13 protein-coding genes and 1 pseudogene are annotated in these 19,387 nt (G+C 73.5%); 7 read left to right on the forward strand and 7 right to left on the reverse strand.

What is annotated here, in order from left to right:
* Positions 1-71 precede the first annotated feature (71 nt).
* Positions 72-1,016 carry an aldo/keto reductase gene (locus QIS99_RS21530; protein WP_282515198.1) on the forward strand — a complete coding sequence of 315 codons (945 nt, stop codon included), beginning with the start codon at positions 72-74 and terminating at the stop codon, positions 1,014-1,016.
* Here the strand turns inward: QIS99_RS21530 and QIS99_RS21535 are convergent.
* The 4 genes from QIS99_RS21535 to QIS99_RS21550 form a co-directional block, all read right to left on the reverse strand.
* Positions 1,008-2,429 (reverse strand): PrsW family glutamic-type intramembrane protease, encoded by a 1,422-nt coding sequence (locus tag QIS99_RS21535; protein WP_282515199.1) that lies wholly within the window; start codon positions 2,427-2,429, stop codon positions 1,008-1,010. The two genes, QIS99_RS21530 and QIS99_RS21535, sit on opposite strands and share 9 nt — an antisense overlap.
* A 309-nt stretch (positions 2,430-2,738) precedes the next feature.
* Positions 2,739-3,560, reverse strand: coding sequence for a tRNA (guanosine(46)-N7)-methyltransferase TrmB (gene trmB, locus QIS99_RS21540; protein ID WP_282515200.1), 822 nt, complete (start codon positions 3,558-3,560; stop codon positions 2,739-2,741).
* Positions 3,561-3,701: 141 nt separating this feature from the next.
* The gene (lhgO, locus tag QIS99_RS21545) at positions 3,702-4,901 is read right to left on the reverse strand and encodes an L-2-hydroxyglutarate oxidase (protein WP_282515201.1); all 1,200 of its coding nucleotides are present in this window, start codon (positions 4,899-4,901) and stop codon (positions 3,702-3,704) included.
* A gap of 128 nt (positions 4,902-5,029) precedes the next feature.
* Positions 5,030-6,475 carry an MFS transporter gene (locus QIS99_RS21550; RefSeq protein ID WP_282515202.1) on the reverse strand — a complete coding sequence of 482 codons (1,446 nt, stop codon included), beginning with the start codon at positions 6,473-6,475 and terminating at the stop codon, positions 5,030-5,032.
* A 616-nt stretch (positions 6,476-7,091) separates the two neighbouring features.
* On the opposite strand from QIS99_RS21550, the gene QIS99_RS21555 reads away from it, so the two are divergent.
* The 3 genes and pseudogenes from QIS99_RS21555 (at position 7,092) to QIS99_RS21565 (ending at position 10,504) form a co-directional block, all read left to right on the forward strand.
* Complete coding sequence (locus tag QIS99_RS21555; RefSeq protein ID WP_282515203.1) at positions 7,092-9,209, forward strand: asparagine synthase-related protein; 2,118 nt, start codon at positions 7,092-7,094, stop codon at positions 9,207-9,209.
* Between the two features lie 69 nt (positions 9,210-9,278).
* Positions 9,279-9,632 (forward strand): annotated as a pseudogene (locus QIS99_RS21560) (AfsR/SARP family transcriptional regulator); the annotation flags it as partial.
* 104 nt (positions 9,633-9,736) lie between these two features.
* A complete protein-coding gene (locus QIS99_RS21565; protein WP_282515217.1) occupies positions 9,737-10,504 on the forward strand; it encodes a hypothetical protein in 768 nt (255 codons plus the stop codon).
* Between the two features lie 44 nt (positions 10,505-10,548).
* Here the strand turns inward: QIS99_RS21565 and QIS99_RS21570 are convergent, their stop codons facing one another.
* Positions 10,549-12,447 (reverse strand): sigma-70 family RNA polymerase sigma factor, encoded by a 1,899-nt coding sequence (locus QIS99_RS21570; protein ID WP_282515204.1) that lies wholly within the window; start codon positions 12,445-12,447, stop codon positions 10,549-10,551.
* A 326-nt stretch (positions 12,448-12,773) separates the two neighbouring features.
* The gene (locus tag QIS99_RS21575; RefSeq protein WP_282515205.1) at positions 12,774-13,532 is read right to left on the reverse strand and encodes a TetR/AcrR family transcriptional regulator; all 759 of its coding nucleotides are present in this window, start codon (positions 13,530-13,532) and stop codon (positions 12,774-12,776) included.
* 361 nt (positions 13,533-13,893) lie between these two features.
* Between QIS99_RS21575 and QIS99_RS21580 the strand changes: the two genes are divergently transcribed.
* Together QIS99_RS21580 and QIS99_RS21585 are read left to right on the forward strand one after the other, a co-directional pair.
* The gene (locus QIS99_RS21580; RefSeq protein WP_282515206.1) at positions 13,894-15,279 is read left to right on the forward strand and encodes an NAD(P)/FAD-dependent oxidoreductase; all 1,386 of its coding nucleotides are present in this window, start codon (positions 13,894-13,896) and stop codon (positions 15,277-15,279) included.
* Between the two features lie 158 nt (positions 15,280-15,437).
* Positions 15,438-17,180: an ATP-binding SpoIIE family protein phosphatase gene (locus tag QIS99_RS21585; protein WP_282515207.1), complete on the forward strand. Its 1,743-nt coding sequence runs from the start codon at positions 15,438-15,440 to the stop codon at positions 17,178-17,180.
* A gap of 75 nt (positions 17,181-17,255) precedes the next feature.
* On the opposite strand, the gene QIS99_RS21590 is transcribed toward QIS99_RS21585, so the two are convergent.
* Entirely contained in the window at positions 17,256-18,536 is a 1,281-nt protein-coding gene (locus tag QIS99_RS21590) for an MDR family MFS transporter (RefSeq protein WP_282515216.1), read from the reverse strand.
* Positions 18,537-18,708: 172 nt separating this feature from the next.
* Between QIS99_RS21590 and QIS99_RS21595 the strand changes: the two genes are divergently transcribed.
* On the forward strand, positions 18,709-19,263 hold the full coding sequence (locus QIS99_RS21595) for a MarR family winged helix-turn-helix transcriptional regulator (protein ID WP_282515208.1): 555 nt from the start codon (positions 18,709-18,711) through the stop codon (positions 19,261-19,263).
* Positions 19,264-19,387: the final 124 nt, after the last annotated feature.

Here is a 19,387-nt window from a genome sequence, read left to right on the forward strand (position 1 = left end):
ACGTCAGTACGTCAGTACGTCCGTACGTCCGTACCGGAATACGCCCGTCGGCGGCGGCTGTTGACGTTCCCATGACTTCTCTGCGCCACCTCGGCTCGTCCGGCCTCTCGGTCTTCCCGCTCGCCCTCGGCGGCAACGTCTTCGGCTGGAGCGCCGACACGGACCAGTCCTTCGCCGTTCTCGACGCCTACACCGAGGCGGGCGGCAACTTCATCGACACCGCCGACGTGTACTCGGCCTGGGTCCCGGGCAACAGCGGCGGCGAGTCCGAGACCATCATCGGCAACTGGCTCGCGGCCCGCGGCAACCGCGAGGACGTCGTCGTCGCCACCAAGGTCGGCGCCCTCGACAGCGCCAAGGGCCTCGCGCCGAACACCGTCAAGCGGGGCGTCGAGGACTCCCTGCGCCGCCTCCGCACGGACTACATCGACCTGTACTACACGCACTTCGACGACCCGGCCGTCCCGGTCGAGGACATCGTCACCGCCCTCGACGAGCTGGTCCGCGCCGGCACCGTGCGCGCCGTCGCCGCCTCCAACATCTCGCCCGAGCGCCTGACCGAGTCCCTCGACTTCGCCGAGCGCGAGGGCCTCACGCGGTACGTCGCGCTGCAGCCGCACTACAACCTCGTCTCCCGCGACACGTACGAGGGCCCGCTCCAGGAGGTCGCCTCCCGCACCGGCCTCGCCGCCGTGCCGTACTACGCGCTGGCCTCCGGCTTCCTCACCGGCAAGTACCGGCCCGGCGCCACGGTGGACAGCGTGCGGGCGCAGAGCGCGGGCGGGCACCTGGACACCGAGCGCGGCGTCCGGGTCCTCGACGCCCTGGACCGGGTGGCGGCCGCGCACGGCGCCGAGCTCGCCACCGTCGCCCTCGCCTGGCTCGCCGCCCGGCCGACCGTGGTCGCGCCGATCGCCTCGGCCCGTACGGTCGAGCAGCTGCCCGCCCTGCTCGCGGTCGCCGAACTCCGGCTCACGGACGCGGAGGTGGCCGAGCTGACGGCCGCCTCAGCCTGAGCGGTACGGGTTGCCGGCCGGTTGGGGTGCGTGGACCGGTTGGGGTGCGTAGACGGGTTGGGGTGCGTAGACGGGTTGGGGTGCGTAGACGGGTTGGGGTGCGTACGGCCCGGGGGCCTGGCGCGGGACGTAGGTGAGGTGCGGTCCCCGCGGGGGCCCGTACGCGTACGGGTATGGGTAGGGGTACGGGTACGGGCGGGGTGCCGGGGCCGGCGGGGCGGTGACGCGGGCCGCGTACTCCAGGGCCGGGCGGGCGGTCTCGCGGCGCCGCCAGAGCGCGTCGAGCAGCTCCCGCTCCCGGGCGACGTACTCCGCTCCCGCCCGGCCGCCCCGCCCGCGGTGCCGCAGGAACGCCAGGGACGTCGCGTACGCCTCGTACTGCGCGACGGTCCGGGCTGCGGGCGGGCCGCCGAGGTGCGCGGCGCGGTCGCGGGCGATGCGGCGGGCCCGCATCGAGGAGAGTGCGTACGCCTCGTACGGGCCGATCCAACCGGCCGCGGCGTAGACCGGGAGTTCGGTGCGGACGGTGCGCAGCTCGCGCTGGCGGGTCCAGACGGTGAGCCAGGTCAGGAGCGCGAACGCGGGGACCATGAACCCGGCGTACACGGCGAGGAAGCCGAACGGGCCGAAGACCGCCGAGCTGTTCCACAGGGCGTGCATGCCCATCGCGAGGCCGAGGCCCAGAACGGGGAGCAGCACGCGGCGGACGCGCTGGCGGTGCGCGGCGCGGGCGGCGACGCCGAAGCCGATGCCGGTCAGCACCGTGAACAGCGGGTGCGCGAAGGGCGACATCACGATGCGGACGAAGAAGGTCGCGGCGGTGACCGAGTCGAGGGCGAGGCCGGTGATGCCGCTGTCCTCGTCGGTGCCGTAGGCGTTGCCCAGATAGAGGACGTTCTCGGTGAACGCGAAGCCGGTCGCGGTGACCCCGGCTATCACCACCCCGTCCACGATGCCGGTGAACTCCCGTCTGCGGAACAGGAAGACGAGCAGTACGGCGGCGGCCTTGGCGCACTCCTCGACGACGGGCGCTATGACGGTCGCGCCGAGGGTGTCGGCGCTCGCGGGGTCGGCGGTGGCCGTGGCTATCCAGCGGGTCGCGAAGGAGTTCGCCACGATCGCTATCAGCGCGGCCGCGCAGGCGCCCCAGGCGAAGGCGAATATCAGGTTCCGCCAGGGGCCCGGTTCGACCCGGTCCAGCCAGCGGAACGCGGCGGTCAGCAGCGGCACGGGCAGCGTGGCCAGGCCGAGGCCGACCAGAAAGCCCTCGGTTCCGGTCTGTTCCCTGACCAGGCCGAGGATCACCAGGCCGGAGAGCGCGAGCAGCGTGCCGAGCGCCCACGCCCTGACCGGACGCCGCCGCCACCAGGGAGGTACGGGGGGCGGGTCTTGGGGCGGGGGTGCGAGGGTCACGCGGTTGACGATAACGAGGGGATGCGGCGGGCGCGACGGTGCCGGTGAAGCCGGGGCCCCGCTGGTGGGCGCGGGGAACTGCGCGCCCAGCCACGACGGCGCGCCGGCCGAACAACGATCAGGGGGTTGGGGGCGGAGCCCCGCAGCCGACGGCGGTCTTTCGGGCGCCAACTGGGAAGCGGCGGGGTGGGAAGAGAAACAAGAAGGGGGTGGGGAAGGAAAATCAGCCTCTCCGGCGCCTGAGGACGAGCCCGCAGGGCGATCGACGGCGCCGCGGCCGACGGTGCAGGAACGGCCCCGTACGACCGCTCACCCCGCCGTACGGCGGAACAGCAGGTCGTGGACCACATGCCCCTTGTTCAGGCCCTGGCCCTCGAAGCGGGTCAGGGGGCGGTAGGCGGGGCGCGGGGCGTAGCCGCCGTCGGCCTGGGTGTTGGTGTATGCGGGGTGCGCGGTGAGCACGTCCAGCATCTGCTCCGCGTACTCCTCCCAGTCCGTCGCGCAGTGCACCAGCGCACCCGGCTTCAGGGCGTCCGCGGCCAGCGTGAGGAACTCCGGCTGGATCAGGCGGCGCTTGTGGTGGCGCTTCTTCGGCCAGGGGTCGGGGAAGTAGACGCGCAGCCCGTCGAGCGAGGCCGGGGGCAGCATCTCGCGGAGCAGGATGATCGCGTCGCCGTTGGCCACGCGGACGTTGGTCATGCCGCCGCGCTCGGCGAGGCCGAGGAGGTTGCCCATGCCGGGGGTGTGCACGTCGACCGCGAGGATGCCGGTGTCCGGGTCCTCGCCGGCCATCTGCGCGGTGGCCTCGCCCATGCCGAAGCCGATCTCCAGGACGACGGGCAGGCCGCCGAACATCGCGTCCAGGTCGAGCTTGCCGCGCCCGTCGATGTCCAGGCCCCACTGGGGCCACAGCCGCTGCAGATACTCGGCCTGGCTGGTGGTGACCCGGCTGCGGCGCGGCTGGAAGCTGCGGATCCGGCGCTCGTGGTGCGAGCCCGCCGGGTCGGGCGCGGGCCCGTCCGGGAAGCGGGGCTCGCCCTTCGGCCGGGTGCGGCGGTACGCGTCGACGGGCTGCTGCTGCTCGGCGGCGGGCGTCGTCGGGGCGGCGGCGGCCGCGATGTCGGACGTCATGGGTTCGGCTTCGGGAGCGTCGGGAGCGTCGGGAGCGGCGGGAGCGGCGGGGGCTTCGGAAGCTTCGGGGGCTTCGGGCGCGTGGAAATCAGACACAGTAAGGGCAATTTTACGGGGAGACGCGGGAGGGGAGGGCGGGTCCTACGCCGCGTCCAGCGCAGCCAGCACCCGCCGGGCCACCTCCCGCCCGATCGGCAGGGACGCCGTCGCCGCCGGGGACGGGGCGTTCAGTACGTGGACCGTGCGCGGGGCCTCGCGGATCAGGAAGTCGTCGACCAGCGTGCCGTCGCGCAGCACCGCCTGCGCGCGCACCCCGGCCTTCGCGGGGCGCAGGTCGTCCTCCGTGACGGCGGGAAGGAGCCTGCGCACCGCCTCCGTGAAGGCGCGCCTGGACAGGGAGCGCTGCAGCTCGCCCGCTCCGTACCGCCAGTGTCTGCGGGCAATGTGGCGGCTGCCGGGCCAGGCCAGGGTCTCGGCGAGGTCGCGGGGGCTCAGCACCGACCAGTCGTACCCCTCGCGGGCGAGGGCCGGGACGGCGTTGGGGCCGATGTGCACGCCGCCGTCGACCCCGCGCGTGAGGTGCACGCCGAGGAACGGGAAGGCCGGGTAGGGCACCGGATAGACCAGGCCGCGGACCAGCTCGGGTCTGGCCAGGTCGTAGTACTCACCGCGGAACGGCACGATCCGCATGCCCGGGTCGTCGCCCGCGAGCCGGGCCACTCGGTCGCAGTGCAGGCCCGCGCAGTTGACCAGGGCACGGGCGCGCAGCACCGCACCGTCCGCCGTGCGCACCGCGACGCCTCGCTCCGGGCGGCGGTCGATCACGGTGACCTCCGCGCCGTACCGCACCTCGGCGCCCGAGGCCTGGGCGAGCCGGGCGGCGACGGCCGTGAAGTCGCACACGCCCGTCGTGCCGACGTGGATGCCCGCGATGCCGCTGACCTGCGGCTCGAACTCCGCTATCTGGGCCGGGCCCAGCTCCCTGACCGGGATGCCGTTCTCCCGGCCGCGCTGCACGAGCGCGTGCAGGCGGGGCAGCTCCGCGCGGTCGGTGGCGACGATCAGCTTGCCGGTGACGGCATGCGGAATGTCGTACTCCGTGCAGAATTTGACCATTTCCGCGGCGCCGCGGACCGCGTACCGCGCCTTGAGCGAGCCCGGGGCGTAGTAGATCCCGCTGTGGATCACTCCGCTGTTGCGGCCCGTCTGGTGCCGTGCCGGGCCCGGCTCCTTCTCCAGGACCGTGACGCGGGTGCCCGGACGGGTGCGCGTCAGTGCGTACGCCGTGGACAGGCCGACGATCCCGCCGCCGATCACCAGCACGTCGCAGTCGTACGTCATGCGCTCCACCTCCCAGGTCCGATAGTGCACTGCGCCACTGACAATGCCTTCAAACCCGAAAGGATCATGGACTGCCGCCGGAGTGACAAGCCGCCGGGGTGACAAGGGGGTGCGCGGGGCTCAAGGGTTCACGCCGGGGCGACGAGCAGCGGCCGCGCCCGTTCCCGCAGCTCCGCGACGCGTGGCTCGTCGCCGTGCGCCTCCAGGCGGTGCAGCAGGTCGCGTACGTACTCCGTGGTGCGGGCGGAGGAGATGCGTCCGGCCACTTCGACGGCGCGCAGGCCCTGGGCGCACGCCGCGTCCAGGTTGCCCGACTCCAGCTCGGCGACCGCGCTCACCACCAGCCGCAGCCCGTGCGAGCGGACGAACTCCTCGGTCGGCCGGGACAGCGCCTGCTCGGTGAAGCGGCGCACCTGGCGCGGCGCCTTCAGGTCGCGGTAGCACTCGGCGGCGTCGGCGGCGAAGCGGTCGTACGAGTAGAAGCCGAGCCACTGCGGGTCGTTGTCGCCGTCCCGCGCGCGCTCCAGCCAGCCCTCCGCGGCCTTCAGGGCGGCCCCGGCGGCGTGCGCGTCGCCCGCACGCGCGTGTGCCCGCGCCTCGATGAGGCGGAAGAAGCTCATGGTGCGGGCGGTGGCGAGGCCGCGGTTGCGCTCGATGGCGGCCTGGGCGAGGTCCACGCCCTCGTCGCCGAAGCCGCGGTAGGTGGCCTGGAGGGACATCGACGCCAGGACGTACCCCCCGAGGGGGACGTCGGCCGCCGCGCGGGCGAGGCGTAACGCCTGGATGTAGTACCGCTGGGCGGCCTCCTGCTGGCCCGTGTCGAAGGCCATCCACCCGGCGAGACGGGTGAGTTCGGCCGTCGCGCCGAACAGGGCGCGGCCGACTTCGTCGGAGTACGAGCCGAGAAGGAGCGGGGCCGCCTCGACCCGCAGGCACTCCGGGACCATCGACGAACGCCAGTCACCGCCGCCGTACTTGGAGTCCCAGCGGCGCGCGTCCTCGGCGGCCTCGCGCAGCTTGTGCACGTCGCTGTGGCCGACGCGCTGCAGCGTCTCGCCCGCGGCCGCGGCCGTGACGGCCGCGGCGGCGCTCTCCGGGGAGCGCTCCACGGAGCTGTCGGCGGGGGTTATCAGCCAGCGGGACGCCGGGGTCGCGTACGCGCTCACCGCGAAGGAGCCCGCCAGGGACTGCCAGATCCCGCCACCGCCGGCCCGGCGGCCCGCGAGGTCCAGGCGGTACAGCTCCGTCGCGGACTTCACCGCCGCGCCGACGTCGCGCGGGAAGGCGAGGCCCACTTCGGGCGCGGGGTCCGCGTCGGCGAGGCCGATCTCGTGCAGCGGCACCGGGCGGCCGAGCTTCTGGCCGATGGCCGCGGCGATCAGATGCGGTGCTGCGCCCTGCGGCACCATGCCCTTGGAGACCCAGCGGGCCACCGAGGTCTTGTCGTAGCGAAGCGTCAACCCCCGTTGTGCGCCGAGGTCGTTGACCCGGCGCGCGAGGCCGGCGTTGCTGATTCCCGCGAGGGCGAGAACCGCGCCGAGCTTTTCGTTCGGCCCGCGTTGCTCCCTGGACATGCGCCACCCCTCGACACAGACGGCTGCCGCGGCTGTGGCATGACCGGCTTTGGCATAACCACGCGGCATTCGTAAACCCAGCGTAGTTCCCCGCATTCCAAGCGTTAAGGGGCACGGTTCCGGATGGCGAGATTGTTGTCTGTACAGGAGTACGGGTCGTGGGTGCCGTGCTCCGGGTGTGTGGCCGTGCGCCTGCGCGTGCGCTCTTCTCGGACACGCGCGGGGAGCGCTTTCATGGGCGGTGCGTGGGTCGGCCCGCTGCGCACACGATCCAGTGGGCTGGGGGAAGCCGCCGCCTTCATCCCCGCGGGCGGCGGAACGGTCCGGGAGGTGAGAGCACCTCCCGGACTGCGTGATTCCGTGCCCCACGCGCGCGTGCCCGAGCCCCCGTCCCGTCGTGGTGCCGTCCGCACGGTCACCGAATTGGCCAAATATCGATGCCCGCCGTACGTCCCTGAGATGTCTCAAGTGTCCGAATCCGGGGGCGCATTGAGGCATGCCCGTACGCTCCCGTTCCCCCTCTCGTACGCCGTCTTCGTGGCAGCATGGACCCGAGTTCCCGGCAGTTCTCCTGCCGTTCTTCGGTCTCGGTTGTTCACAGCCTGTGGAGGCGGCGATGCGGTGGTTGGTGGGGTGGAGCAGTACCACCGCGAGGACGGGCCCGGCCATGGCCCCGGATGCCCACGACGGCGCCGCCGGCGGCGAGACCGTGCACCCCGTGGGCTCCCAGCTCCTGTGGGGCGACCCGGACCCGCTGTGGGCGGTCGGCGACTGGCGCCCCGACGAGGTCCGCGTGGTCAAGGCCGACGACCGCACCAGGATCGCCGTGCTCGGCACCTGCGGCGCCAGCGACGAACAGCTGCGCGTCGGCCTGTTCGCGGCCCGCGGCGGCGCCCTGCGCCACCTCACGGCCTGGCCCGGCAGCTACACCGCCGTCGTCCAGGTCGGCCGCCGCATCACCGTCGCCGGCGACCTCGCGGGCGCACGCCCCGTCTTCCACACCCCCTGGGCGGGCGGCACGGCCTACGCCACCGCCGCCCTGCCGCTCGCCGACCTCATCGAGGCCCACCTCGACATCGGCCACCTCGCCGCCCTGCTCGCCTGCCCCGACGTCCCCGAGGCCCTGCACGACTCCACGCCCTACCTCGGCGTGAGCCGCATCCCGCCCGGCCACGCCCTGATCCTGCGCGACGGCGCCCGCGAGATCGCCGGGTACGAACCGGTCGCCTCGCTCGCCGTGGCCGCCCCGCAGATGGACGGCGCGCGTGCGGTGGACGGCGTCCGCGACGCCCTGGTCGAGGCCGTACGCACCCGGCTCGCCGCGCCACGGCACGTACCGGACATCGACCCGGGGCCCGTCCCCGGCATGGGGCCCGCCGAACGGCGCGGCGCCCGGATGCCCGTGCCCGGCATCGGCGCCGACCTCTCCGGAGGGCCCGCCTCCGGCACGCTCGCGCTGCTCGCCGCCGGCCTGCCGGGGCTGCCCGGCACCGTACTCGGACACGGCACCGGCGCGGGCGAGCGGCTCCTCGCCGTCACCTTCAACGACCTGACGACCGGCGGCAGCGAGGCCGAACTGCACCGCGCGGGCGCCATCGCCGCCAACCCGCGCCTGCATCACGTCGTGGTCGCGGCCGGCGAAGAAGCCCTGCCCTACGCCGACTTGGACGGGCCGCTCACCGACGAGCCGGGCCCCTCCCTGGTGACCGCCGCCCGCCACCGCGCCCGCCTCTCCTCGGGCAGCGCCGACCACTTCACCGGGCACGGCGCACGCCAGGTGCTCGACGCCCACCCCGCGCGCCTGGCGGACCTCCTGATGGACCGGCGCAGACGCCATCTCGTGCGCCCCGTCGCGGCGCTGGCCAAGGCGGAGGGCTCGGTTCTCGTCCCCGCGCGCGTGTACGCGGCCGCGCGCCGCCTCGCCCGTACGTCGTACCGCTCCGGCATCGAGGACGCCGCCGTGCGCCTCAGGGAGGGCCGGTTCGCGGAGCCCGACGGCGCGGTCGGCGCCTCCCTCGCGGCACTCGCCTGGGCCCGGCCCGGTCCCGCCGCGCGCTGGCTGACCGGCGAAGCGCTCGCTGAAGTATCGGTTCGCCTGGAGCAGGCGGCGACCCGCCCAGGACCCGCCCCCGGCCAGCACCCCGGCGAACTGCGCGCGCGGGCCGCCCTCACCCGGCACGCCGCCGACCTGCGCGTCCTGGAACAGGCCGCCGAGGTCCGCTTCCAGCGCCTGCACGCCCCGTTCCTCGACAACCAGGTCGTACGCGCGTGCCGGGCGCTCCCCGAAGCACTCCGGGTGCAGCCCGGCGCACGCGCGGACATCCTGCGCACGGTCCTGGAGGGCGCCGGAGTCACCGAACTGCCGACCGGCTGGGGCGAACCCACGCTCGCCTCGTCCACGGCCGCCGTCGGCACCGGACTGCGGGTCGCCGTCGAGGAGTTGGTCGACCTGTTCGCCGCTCCGCTGCTCGCCCAGGCCGGTCTGGTCGAGGGCCGCGTGGTGCAACGGGCCCTGCGGGAGGCGGCCGGCGGGGAACAGGGCGGCCTCGACGGCCTCGCCGAACTCGTCTCGACCGAACTGTGGCTGCGCCGCCTCCTCGCCCGCCGGGGCACCTGCTGGACGGGCACACCGGCACGCGCGCGTGCGGTGCCCTCCGGGATCACCCCGCACAAGGGCGTGCTCGGGCAGCAGCGGGGGGCGTTGGGGAGCGCTTCGAGTCCTAGCGGGGTCTGAGCTCTTACGCACGGGCGCTTCAGGGGACGTCTGCCGGATCAGTGGAGGTCTCCCGGATCCTTGGCCCTGGTGGGCCGCCTGCGCCGCGCCCTCGGCAAGGAGGCCCTCGCCTCGTCCCCGGGCGGCTACCGGCTCACCGCAGACCCGGACGAGGCCGACCTGCACCGCTTTGAGCACCTGGCCCGCCGCGGCACGGAGGCACTGCACGCCGGCGACCCGGCCACCGCTTCCCGTCTCCTGCGCGAATCCCTCGCCCTGTGGCGCGGCCCGGCCCTCGCCGACCTCCCGGACCGCACGGCCGCCGCCCGCCCCGAGTCCCGCAGGCTCGACGCAACCCGCACCCGCGTCGAGGCCGAACTGGGCCAGGGCCGCGCCCACGACCTCGTACCGGAACTGCGGGAGCTCACCGAGGCCCACCCGTACGACGAACCGCTTCCTGGAGCTCGTCCGGGAAGTGGACCACCCGCTCCGTCGACGACGGCCTCGCCGAACTGCGCGCCCTCTCCCGCCAGGTCGGCGACCGCTGGATGCGCGCCCAGGTGTGCAGCGCCGCCGGCGAGGCCGCCATGGCCCGCGGCCGGTACGAGCAGGCGCAGAGCGAGTACGAGGAGGCGCTGCACCTCGCGTACGAGGTGGGGGCGCACGCCGAGGCGCCGTTCCTGATCGCCCGGCTCGGCGAGATCGCGTACCGCTCGGGCGACACGCCCCTCGCCGAGGGCGCCCTGGCCGAGGCCGATGCGGAGGCCGACCGGTACGGCGCGGTGGACGCCCGCGCCTTCGTCCGCGCCCTGTCCTCGACGATCGCCCTCGGCGAGGGGGACGCGGTGCGCGCCCGCGAGGAGTGCGAGGCCGCCCGCGACCAGGGCGAACGCACCACGCCGCCCCCGCAGTTCGACGCCGCGATCGCCCATCCGGACGGCCGCGTCACCGCCGCCGAGTCGACGCCGCGCGCGGGGCTGCCGCTGCTCGCGGAAGGCCTGCGGCGCGCGGTGCCGGCGCGCTGCGCCGAGCTCGTCCTGGCCACGCTCACGGAGAGCGTCGCCGTCCTCCTCCTCGCCCCCGACGACCCGGCCCGCGCGGCCCGCCTCCACTGGGCCGCCACGGCCCGGCGCTCCGGCCGGCCCCGCTCACAGCCCGAGCGGGCCGAGGCGGACAGCGTCGAGGACGGCCTGCGCACGGCACTCGGCGAGCAGCGGTACGCGAGGGAACGCACGGCGGGGGCTGCCCTGACTGCAAAGGACGTGCTGGGGGAAGTCTCCGCGGGGGAGCGGGAGTTGGGGATCGCTTGGCCGTGAGGGGCGGAGGAAAGAAGGCCGTGGGGGCTACCCGCAGGTGCCCGTCACTCGCAGGCGATCCGTGACTGCGCCCAGTCCGCGAGCGCCACCGCGCCGAACTCCGTGTGCGGCTCGACGACCAGCTGCATCGTCCTGCGCCCGGCCAGGTCGACATGGACCGGCACCGCCGGGTCCCCGCCGCGCAGCACCGGCGAGCTCCACAGCTGCTCCCCGTCGGCCAGCACCTTGAACCGCACCGCGCCGAGCCCGAACGTCATGTCGTCCACGCCCACGAGCGCGTCGTACGAGCTGCAGGTGCGGTTCAGGTCGATGGTCACCGAGGAGCGGGCGTGCACGGTCACGCCGTGGGCGTACCGCGTGCCGCCGATGCTCAGGTTGCGGCGCTGCCAGAACCAGCTGGACTCGCCCATCCGCACCTCCGGCTCGGTGCCGTCGCCGACGACGCTGTACTGCAGCTCGTTGACCGGGTACACCTTCGGCTCCGCCGGCGGGGGCGGGGAGGGCTTTGTCGGGCTGGGCTTCGGCGGCGGAGGCGGGGTGGGCGTCGGGGTGGGGGTCGGCGTCGGCGTCGGGGTGGGGGTGGGGGTCGGCTCCGGCGAGGGCTTCGGGGCCGGTGGCTGCGGCTCCGGGGACTCCGGCTCCGGTTCGGGCTCGGGCTGCTGCGGCTCGGCGGACTGGGTGGGGGCGGGCTTGGGCTTCGCCTCCGGCTGCGGTTCGCTGCCGGTGAGGGCGAGCGCCACCGCGACCCCGGCCGCCACGAAGACACCCGCCGCGATACCGGCCTTCGCCGGGGCGCCGACCCCCTCGGCCACCGCACCCCCGGCCGCACCCCCCGCCGCACCGCCGGACGCGCCGCCCGCGGCCGCTGCCGCGCCCGCTCCGGCGGCACCCGCGGCACCGCCACCGAGCAGGAGCCCCGCCTTGACCGAGTACCCGGCGGCGCCGAACCAGCCGATGACCGCGACCGGCACGAGCGCCGGGATACCGCCCGCCAACTCCTTGATCTGGCCCGCCGCAAGCCGACACTTGGCGCACGCGTCCAGGTGTCTGCGCAGCCCGCGCTCGGCGCGCGTGCGCAGCCGCCCCCGCGCGTACGCACCGAGCCGGTCGGCATAGCGCGCGCACTCGTCGTCCGAGGCCAGCGCGGTGCTCACATGCGCCTGCAGATACGCCTGCTTCAGCCCTTCGCGGGCCCGACTCGCCAGCTGCGCCGTCGCGTTGGGCGAGGCGTGCCCGAACAGCGGCGCCACCTCGCTCAGCGGGTCGTCCTCGACCTCCGTGTGCCACAGGACGGCCTGCCACTCCTCGGAGAGGCTGCGGAAGGCCTGCATCACCATGGACCGCTCGGCCTCGTGCATGGCCATCACATCGGCGCCGAGGTCCAGCGTGTCGTCGTCGGACACCTCCGCGGAACGCGACGCCTGCGCCGCGAACACCGCGAAGTCCTCGACGAGTTGCTCCCGCTTCCCGGCCTTCGCCCAGCTCGCCGCCACCCGCCGCACCGACGTCAGCAGATACGCGCGTACCGCGTGCTCCGGGCCCGACCCCCCGCGCACTGCCTGCAGCATGCGGGCGAACACCTCGGACGTCAGGTCGTCCGCGGTGTGCCCGTCCCGGCAGCACGTGCGCGCGTAGCGCCGAACCGCTACTGCATGGCGGCGGTACAGCTCCTCGTACGCCGAGTCGTCGCCCGAGCGCATCCGGCCGATCAACTCCGGGTCCGACAGCGGTTCCTCGGCCGCGGAGAGGAGTTCGTCGGCGAGCGAGCCGTCGTCCTGCGCGCCGACCGCGGGACCCGAGGCGCCGGCCGCGGGACCCGAGGCGCCGGCCGCGGGACCCGAGGCGTCGGCGGGGCCGCCCTGGCTCGGCACCTGCCGAGAGGGCAGCCCGCCGGAGTCGACACCTCCGCCGGAGAGTGGCCCGTCCCGCCCGTCAACGCCCATAGCGCGTAGCCCCCGCACAAACACTCCGACCGAACACCGGGAAAGAGTGTCGCATGCGTCAACGGCAAGGCAGCCCCGAATGCGGGCAACCACTCATCCGGGGCGAGTTCCGGAAACACGGCACGGCCGTTCACTCATTCGAGGCACACTGAACGGGTATGCCAAGAACACGGGTTGACCGGTAAACGACGGACCCGAGACCGACACTCGCCCGACTCTTCCGGCCTTTCCGACCTTCCGGAGCTTCCGGCCTTCTCCGCCTTTCCGCAAGGCGCCCCCGAAGCCCTGAAAGAGATCAGGAGGCAGGCCCGAAGCCCTGAAAGAGATCAGGCAGGCCGGGACCGCAGCCCTTCCAGAAGGATGTCGAGGAGCCGCCCCGAGGCCGCCGCCTGCTGCGCCGGATCGGGCAGCGAAGGCGCAGCCGTGGCTATCACGAGCAGCACGTCCGCGACGGTCACGTCCGCCCGCAGCGCCCGCGCCGCACGCGCCCGCTCCACGAGCCGCCCGACCACGTCTAGCAGCGCCGCCGTACCCGAATCCGGGTCCACCGCCTCCTGCTGCGGGGCCTGCCGCTGCTCCACGAGCCGCAGATCGGGCTGCGCCGCCCGCTGCTGCGGCACCCGCGCCTCCTCCGGACCCGCCTCCGCCGAACCCTCGTCGGCCACGCCGACCCGCAGCACCTGCGGCGGCAGCAGCCGGCCCGCCCCGGACGCCACCGACGTCCGCAGGAAGCGGGCGAGCGCCGACCACGGCTCGTCCTCCTGTCCGAGCGCCGTCTGCGCCTGCTCGGTCAGCCGCGCGGTCTCCTCCTCGGCGATCCGCCGTACGAGGACGTCCTTGCTCGGGAAGCGTCGGTAGACCGTGCCCACCCCGACCCGCGCCCGGCGCGCCACGTCCTCCATCGGCGCGCCGTACCCCAGCTCGCCGAAGACCTCGCGCGCCGCGCGCAGCACGTGCTCCAGATTGCGCTGGGCGTCCACCCGCAGCGGCGTGCTGCGCGCACCGTCCTCCGACCCGTGCCGCTGATGCTCGTCCGCCGCCGCCAGAGCCGACGCGGAACCCCAATGAGAATCTTGAATGTGCATAACCGTTCCCCCGGTAATGACGTCTCCCCCCGGAGACTTCCCCGCCTGACTGACCGGTGCGCGGAGGGGGTCTGACCGTGATCATCTGTGGTACTTCCCCCGCACCCCGTCGTCACACGAACATAGTTGAGGCGGAGTCAATTCAGAAGGGGCCAGTTCCGCCCGGAGCGCCCCCCGATCGGAGTACGCACCGGTTCCACCCCGATTGCACCCCCGTCCGTGCCGTCGAAGTCACAGCCTGACCTGCGTATTTCTCCGAACCCACAGAGCGGCGCGCGAGCCGGGCCCGCGCGGACTTCCGGTCACACAAATTGCCGGGCCTGTGGACAAACGCGCGGCCGCGGTGCGTCATGGACAGGTGATGGCTGCAAACTCCCGGGGGAGGGCCCCCGGATCCCCCCGGGCTCGCATTCTCGTCGTAGGCGGCGGCTACGTCGGCCTGTACACCGCGCTGCGGCTGCAGAAGAGGCTCAAACCCGAGCTCAGGCAGGGGTCCCTGGAGATCGTGGTGATCACCCCCGACCCGTACATGACATACCAGCCGTTCCTGCCCGAGGCCGCCGCCGGATCCATCTCGCCCCGCCACGTCGTCGTACCGCTGCGCCGCGTCCTGGCCGACTGCAAGGTCGTCATCGGCGAGGCGCAGTCCATCGACCACGCCAAGCGGACCGCGACCGTCACCACCCTCGCCACCGAGGAGGAGGGCACCGGCGCCGTGGAGATCACGTACGACGAACTCGTGCTCGCCCCCGGCTCCATCTCGCGCACCCTGCCCGTGCCCGGGCTGGCCGACCACGGCATCGGCTTCAAGACCGTCGAGGAGGCCATCGGGCTGCGCAACCACGTCATCGAGCAGATGGACATCGCCTCCTCCACCCGCGACCCCGCCGTCCGCGACGCGGCCCTCACCTTCGTCTTCGTCGGCGGCGGGTACGCGGGCGTGGAGGCGCTCGGCGAGCTGGAGGACATGGCCCGCTACGCCTCGCGCTACTACCACAACGTCAAACCCGACGACATGAAGTGGATCCTCGTGGAGGCGTCCGACCGGATCCTGCCCGAGGTCGGCGAGGAAATGGGCCGCTATACGGTGCGCGAACTGCGCCGCCGCAACATCGACGTACGCCTGGAGACCCGCCTCGACTCCTGCCAGGACCGGGTCGCCGTGCTCGACGACGGCTCGCGCTTCCCCACCAGAACCGTCGTGTGGACCGCAGGCGTCAAACCCCACCCCGTGCTCGCCGCGACCGACCTGCCTCGCGACGAACGCGGGCGCCTGAAGTGCACCGCCAAACTCGCCCTGGACGACACCACGCACGCGTGGGCGGCGGGTGACGCGGCCGCGGTGCCCGACATCACCGCCGGCGAACCCGGCAGGGAGTGCGCCCCCAACGCCCAGCACGCCGTCCGCCAGGCCAAGGTCCTCGCCGACAACGTGGTCGCCGCCCTGCGCGGGCAGCCCCTGACGGACTACGCGCACTCCTACGCCGGATCAGTCGCCTCGCTCGGCCTCCACAAGGGCGTCGCGCACGTCTACGGGCGGAAGTTGAAGGGCTACCCTGCTTGGTTCATGCACCGCGTGTACCACCTCAGCCGGGTGCCCACCTTCAACCGCAAGGCGCGCGTGCTGGCCGAGTGGACCCTCGCCGGCCTCTTCAAGCGCGAGGTCGTCTCGCTGGGCTCCCTGGAGCACCCGCGTGCGGAGTTCGAACTCGCGGCCGGAGGGGAGCGCCCGAAGGAGTCCTCCTGACCGGAGCCAGGAACTCCGCGTACAGCACCGGCGTCTGACGGATGTCAGTCCGGTCGGACAGACTGGACCCGACCACGGGCGAACCGCCCCACGACCTTGCACGAGGCATCCCCAGTGCCGTGTCTCGACCCAGAAGCGAACACACGAGGCCTAACGCAGTGAACTTCACGCGCTGGAGCGCCCGATTCCCCGGAACGCAGCGCCGCGCCGCAGCACGATCCGACCGCGCATCCGACGGCGCAGCCGGTCGCGCAGCCGACCGCGCAGCCGGTCGCGCATCCGAACGAGATGCCGACCGTGCAGCCGGTCGCGGCTCCGACCGCGGTGCCGACAGAGGCGCCGACCGCGGTGCCGTGCCCGCCGCCCGGGCCGAGCACCCGGCCGGCGAACCGGACGACGCCGCTCCCACGCCCGCCGTCGAGGACTTCGCCGTGCGCGGGATCCTCGACCGCGTCCCCGCCCTCGTCGCCCTGGTCCACGGCCCCGAGCACCGCATCGCGTACGTCAACGACGCGTACGCCGAAGCCTTCGGTCCCCGCCCCGTGGGCGCCCCCGCGCACGAAGCGCTGCCCGAGCTGGCGGAGCTCGGCCTGCTGCCCCTGCTCGACCAGGTCCTGCGCAGCGCCAAGCCGCGCACGGTCAAGTCCCGCAAGGTCCCCGGCGGCCGGTCCTACACGTTCACCTGCACCCCGCTCGACACCCCCGACGGCGGCGGCGTGCTCGTCTTCGCGGCCGACGTCACCGACCAGGCCGAGGCCGCCGAACGCCTCCGCGCGAGCGAACGCCGGCACCGCGAGGCCGCCGTCACCCTCCAACGCTCACTCCTCCCGCAGGAGTTGGAGGGCCCGGACGACCTGCGCGTCGCCGCCACGTACCAGCCGGGCGGCACGGACGCCGCGGTCGGCGGCGACTGGTACGACGTGATCACCCTCGGCGGCGGCCGCACCGCCCTCGTCATCGGGGACGTCATGGGCCGCGGGGTGCGCGCCGCCGCGGTCATGGGCCAGCTCCGCACGGCGGTCCGGGCGTACGCGCGCCTGGACCTGCCCCCGCACGAAGTGCTGCAACTGCTGGACGGCCTCGCCGCGGAGATCGACGCCAGCCAGATCGCCACCTGCGTCTACGCCGTCCACGACCCGAACGAAGGCCGCCTCACGTACGCGTCCGCCGGTCACCTGCCGGTCCTCGTACGCGACGACGAGGGCGGCCTGCACCGCGCGGACGAGCCGACCGGCCCCCCGCTCGGCACCGGCGGCTGGATGCACACCTCGGGCTCCCTGCCGTTCCCGCCCGGCGCCACCGCCGTGCTCTACACCGACGGCCTGGTGGAGCGGCGGGACGAGGACATCGACCAGGGAGTCGCCGCCCTGGAGCAGGCCCTCGCCGGCGCCACGGGCACCCCGCAGGTCGTCTGCGACCGCCTCATCCGCGCCCTGGGCGTCACCGCCGAGCACGACGACGACGTGGCGGTCCTGGTCCTGCAGCACCCCAAGCGCACCGGCGCCGACGCGGAGCGATTCCGGGGCGCCGCACTCGAACTGCTCGGCGGCGTGGAAGCGGCACCACGCGCGCGTGCGTTCGCCTCCGGCGTCCTCTCCAGCTGGCGCTTCCCGACGGAGCTGCACGACCTGGGCGTCCTGGCCGCCAGCGAACTCGTCGCGAACTCCCTGCAGCACGGCACCCCGCCGATGCGCCTCAGACTCCGCCGTACGGACCGCCGCCTGATCGTCGAGGTCACCGACGGCGACGACCACCTGCCCCGCCGCCGCAGAGCGGAACCGGCCGACGAAGCGGGCCGGGGCATCGCGATCGTCGCGACGATCGCCTCCTCGTGGGGCTCCCGCCGTACCCCGGGCGGCGGCAAGGCGGTCTGGTGCGAGTTCGCCCTGCCGCGCGAGTAGCCCGTGCGCCCATGCGCCCGTCCGCCCGTCCGCCCGTCCGCCCGTCCGCCCGTCCGTGCGTCCCTGCGTCCGTCGTCAGGCGCTTCCGGCCACCGGCACCTCGGCCGGCGCGGGCGAGCTCTCCCGTACGACGAGACTCTTCTTCTCGGCCCACGGGTGGTTCTGCGCCGGGCTGAGCGACCGGCCGAGCTTCACGGCGAGCACCGTGATGGCGAGCGAGAAGAGCACGAACACCACGATGTAGGGACCGTGCAGCGAGGCCCCCATCGGTCCGCCCACCGCGGGCCCGACCGCGAGCGCGAGCTGCTTCACCAGCGCGAAGGCCGAGTTGTACTGCCCGACCATCCCGTCCGGCGCCAGATCCGCCACGAGCGGCGCGACGGTCGGCGACAGCATGGCCTCTCCGATCCCGAACAGCGCGTACGTGGAGATGAACGCGGCCGTCGCCATGGCCTGGCTGCCCTGCCCCAGACCCGCGTACCCGGCGAAGATCCAGGCCACGGCCCAGATCAGCCCGACCGACGCGATCACCCGCGACCGCTTGCGCCGCTCCACGAACTTCAGCACCACGAACTGCGCGACCACGATCGCGCCCGTATTGGCGGCGAGGGCGATCCCGAGCGTGGACGGCGAGATCCCCGCCGCCTCGACGCCGTACGCGGACAGACCGGACTCGAACTGCCCGTAGCAGGCGAAGAACAGCACAAAGCCCAGCACGCACAGCTGCACCATGGCCCGATTCCCGAAGAGCCGCTTCCAGCCGCCCTTGGCCTGTGGCGTCGCGTCGCCGATCCGCGGCTGCGCCGGCAGCTTCACCGTCGCCATGATCACGACGAGCAGCAGGAACATGGCGGCCTCGATGCCGAACAGCAGCGTGAAGTCACCGGGGCGCTCCCGCTTCACGATCTGCCCGCCGATCAGACCGCCGACGCCGAGGCCCAGGTTCTGCAGGAAGAACTGCATGGCGAAGGCCCGCGTGCGGGTCTCGGGCGTCGAGCACTCCACGATCATCGTGGCGAGCGCCGGCTGCATCACGGCCTGCCCGGCGCCGAGCAGCGCGGCCGAGGCCAGGACCAGCCGGGAATCGGCGGCGAGCCCGAGGCTCATCGCGCCGATCGCGGCGGTCACCAGGGCGGCGAGCAGCACGGGCAGCGGACCGCGCCGGTCGACGGCACGACCGGTGAACGGCAGTACGACGAGCGCGGCCACGGCGAAGACGGCGAGCACGAGGCCCGCCGTCGTAGGACCGAGTTCCCGCACCTGCGCCACGTAGACGTAGAGGAACGGGACCGTGAAGCCGAGACCGAACGCACTCAGCGCGTTGCCCACGTGGATCCGGCGCATCGCAGCGCCCATCGCCCTGGTCACTTTCACCTGCCTTAGGGGAGTCGCTTCAGGACCCAGGACCCAGGACCTAGGAGTCAGGAGCTAGGAGTTAGACCTGAAGACTTAGAAGCTAAAGTTCAGACCTAAAGAGTACGGCCTGAAGGTCTTTAGTGCAAAGTCGCAGTGTGCGACACTGCCGGGCATGGGTGACACCGCCGATGCCGCACCGACCGAGCCGACCCTTGAGGAGCAGATCGCCGCGTACCAGCGCGAGTTCAGCGACCTTGATCCGCAGGTCGAGCAGGTGGTCTCTGCGCTCGGCCGCCTCAACCGCCGCATGAACGTGGCGTACGGCCGCCAGACGGCCACGCTCGGCATCAGCAATGCGGAGTGGGAGGTCCTGAAGGCCCTCGTCCTGTCCGGTGCCCCGTACCGCCTTGGCCCGGGCGAGATCGCCAAGCGCCTCGGCCTCACCCCGGCGGCCATGACCCACCGGATCGACCGCATGGTCGCGGAGGGCCTGGTGACCCGCGACCGCGACGAGAACAATCGCGTACGAGTGATCATTGAGCTCACGGATCCGGGCCGCGAGAAGTGGCTGGAGGCCATGCGCCTCGCGACGGTCTTCGAGGAGGACCTGATGCAGGACCTCTCCGGTGACGAGCGCGGCTTGCTCGGCGAGCTGCTGACCAGGCTGCTTCGCCGGGTCGAGGACGCCCAGCCGGACGCCGGCGGGCGGCTCACCGACCTGGAGTGATCCGGCGGTGATCAGTGACGCAGTCGGGGGTTGACAGTCCCTGTGTGGATCCGTAAAGTTCTTCGGGTTGCCACGGAGCCGTAACGGTTCTGCGGCGGCATCTCTCGCCGCGAGAGCGGCACAC

This window comes from Streptomyces solicavernae (assembly GCF_029968095.1).
Lineage (GTDB): Bacteria > Actinomycetota > Actinomycetes > Streptomycetales > Streptomycetaceae > Streptomyces > Streptomyces solicavernae.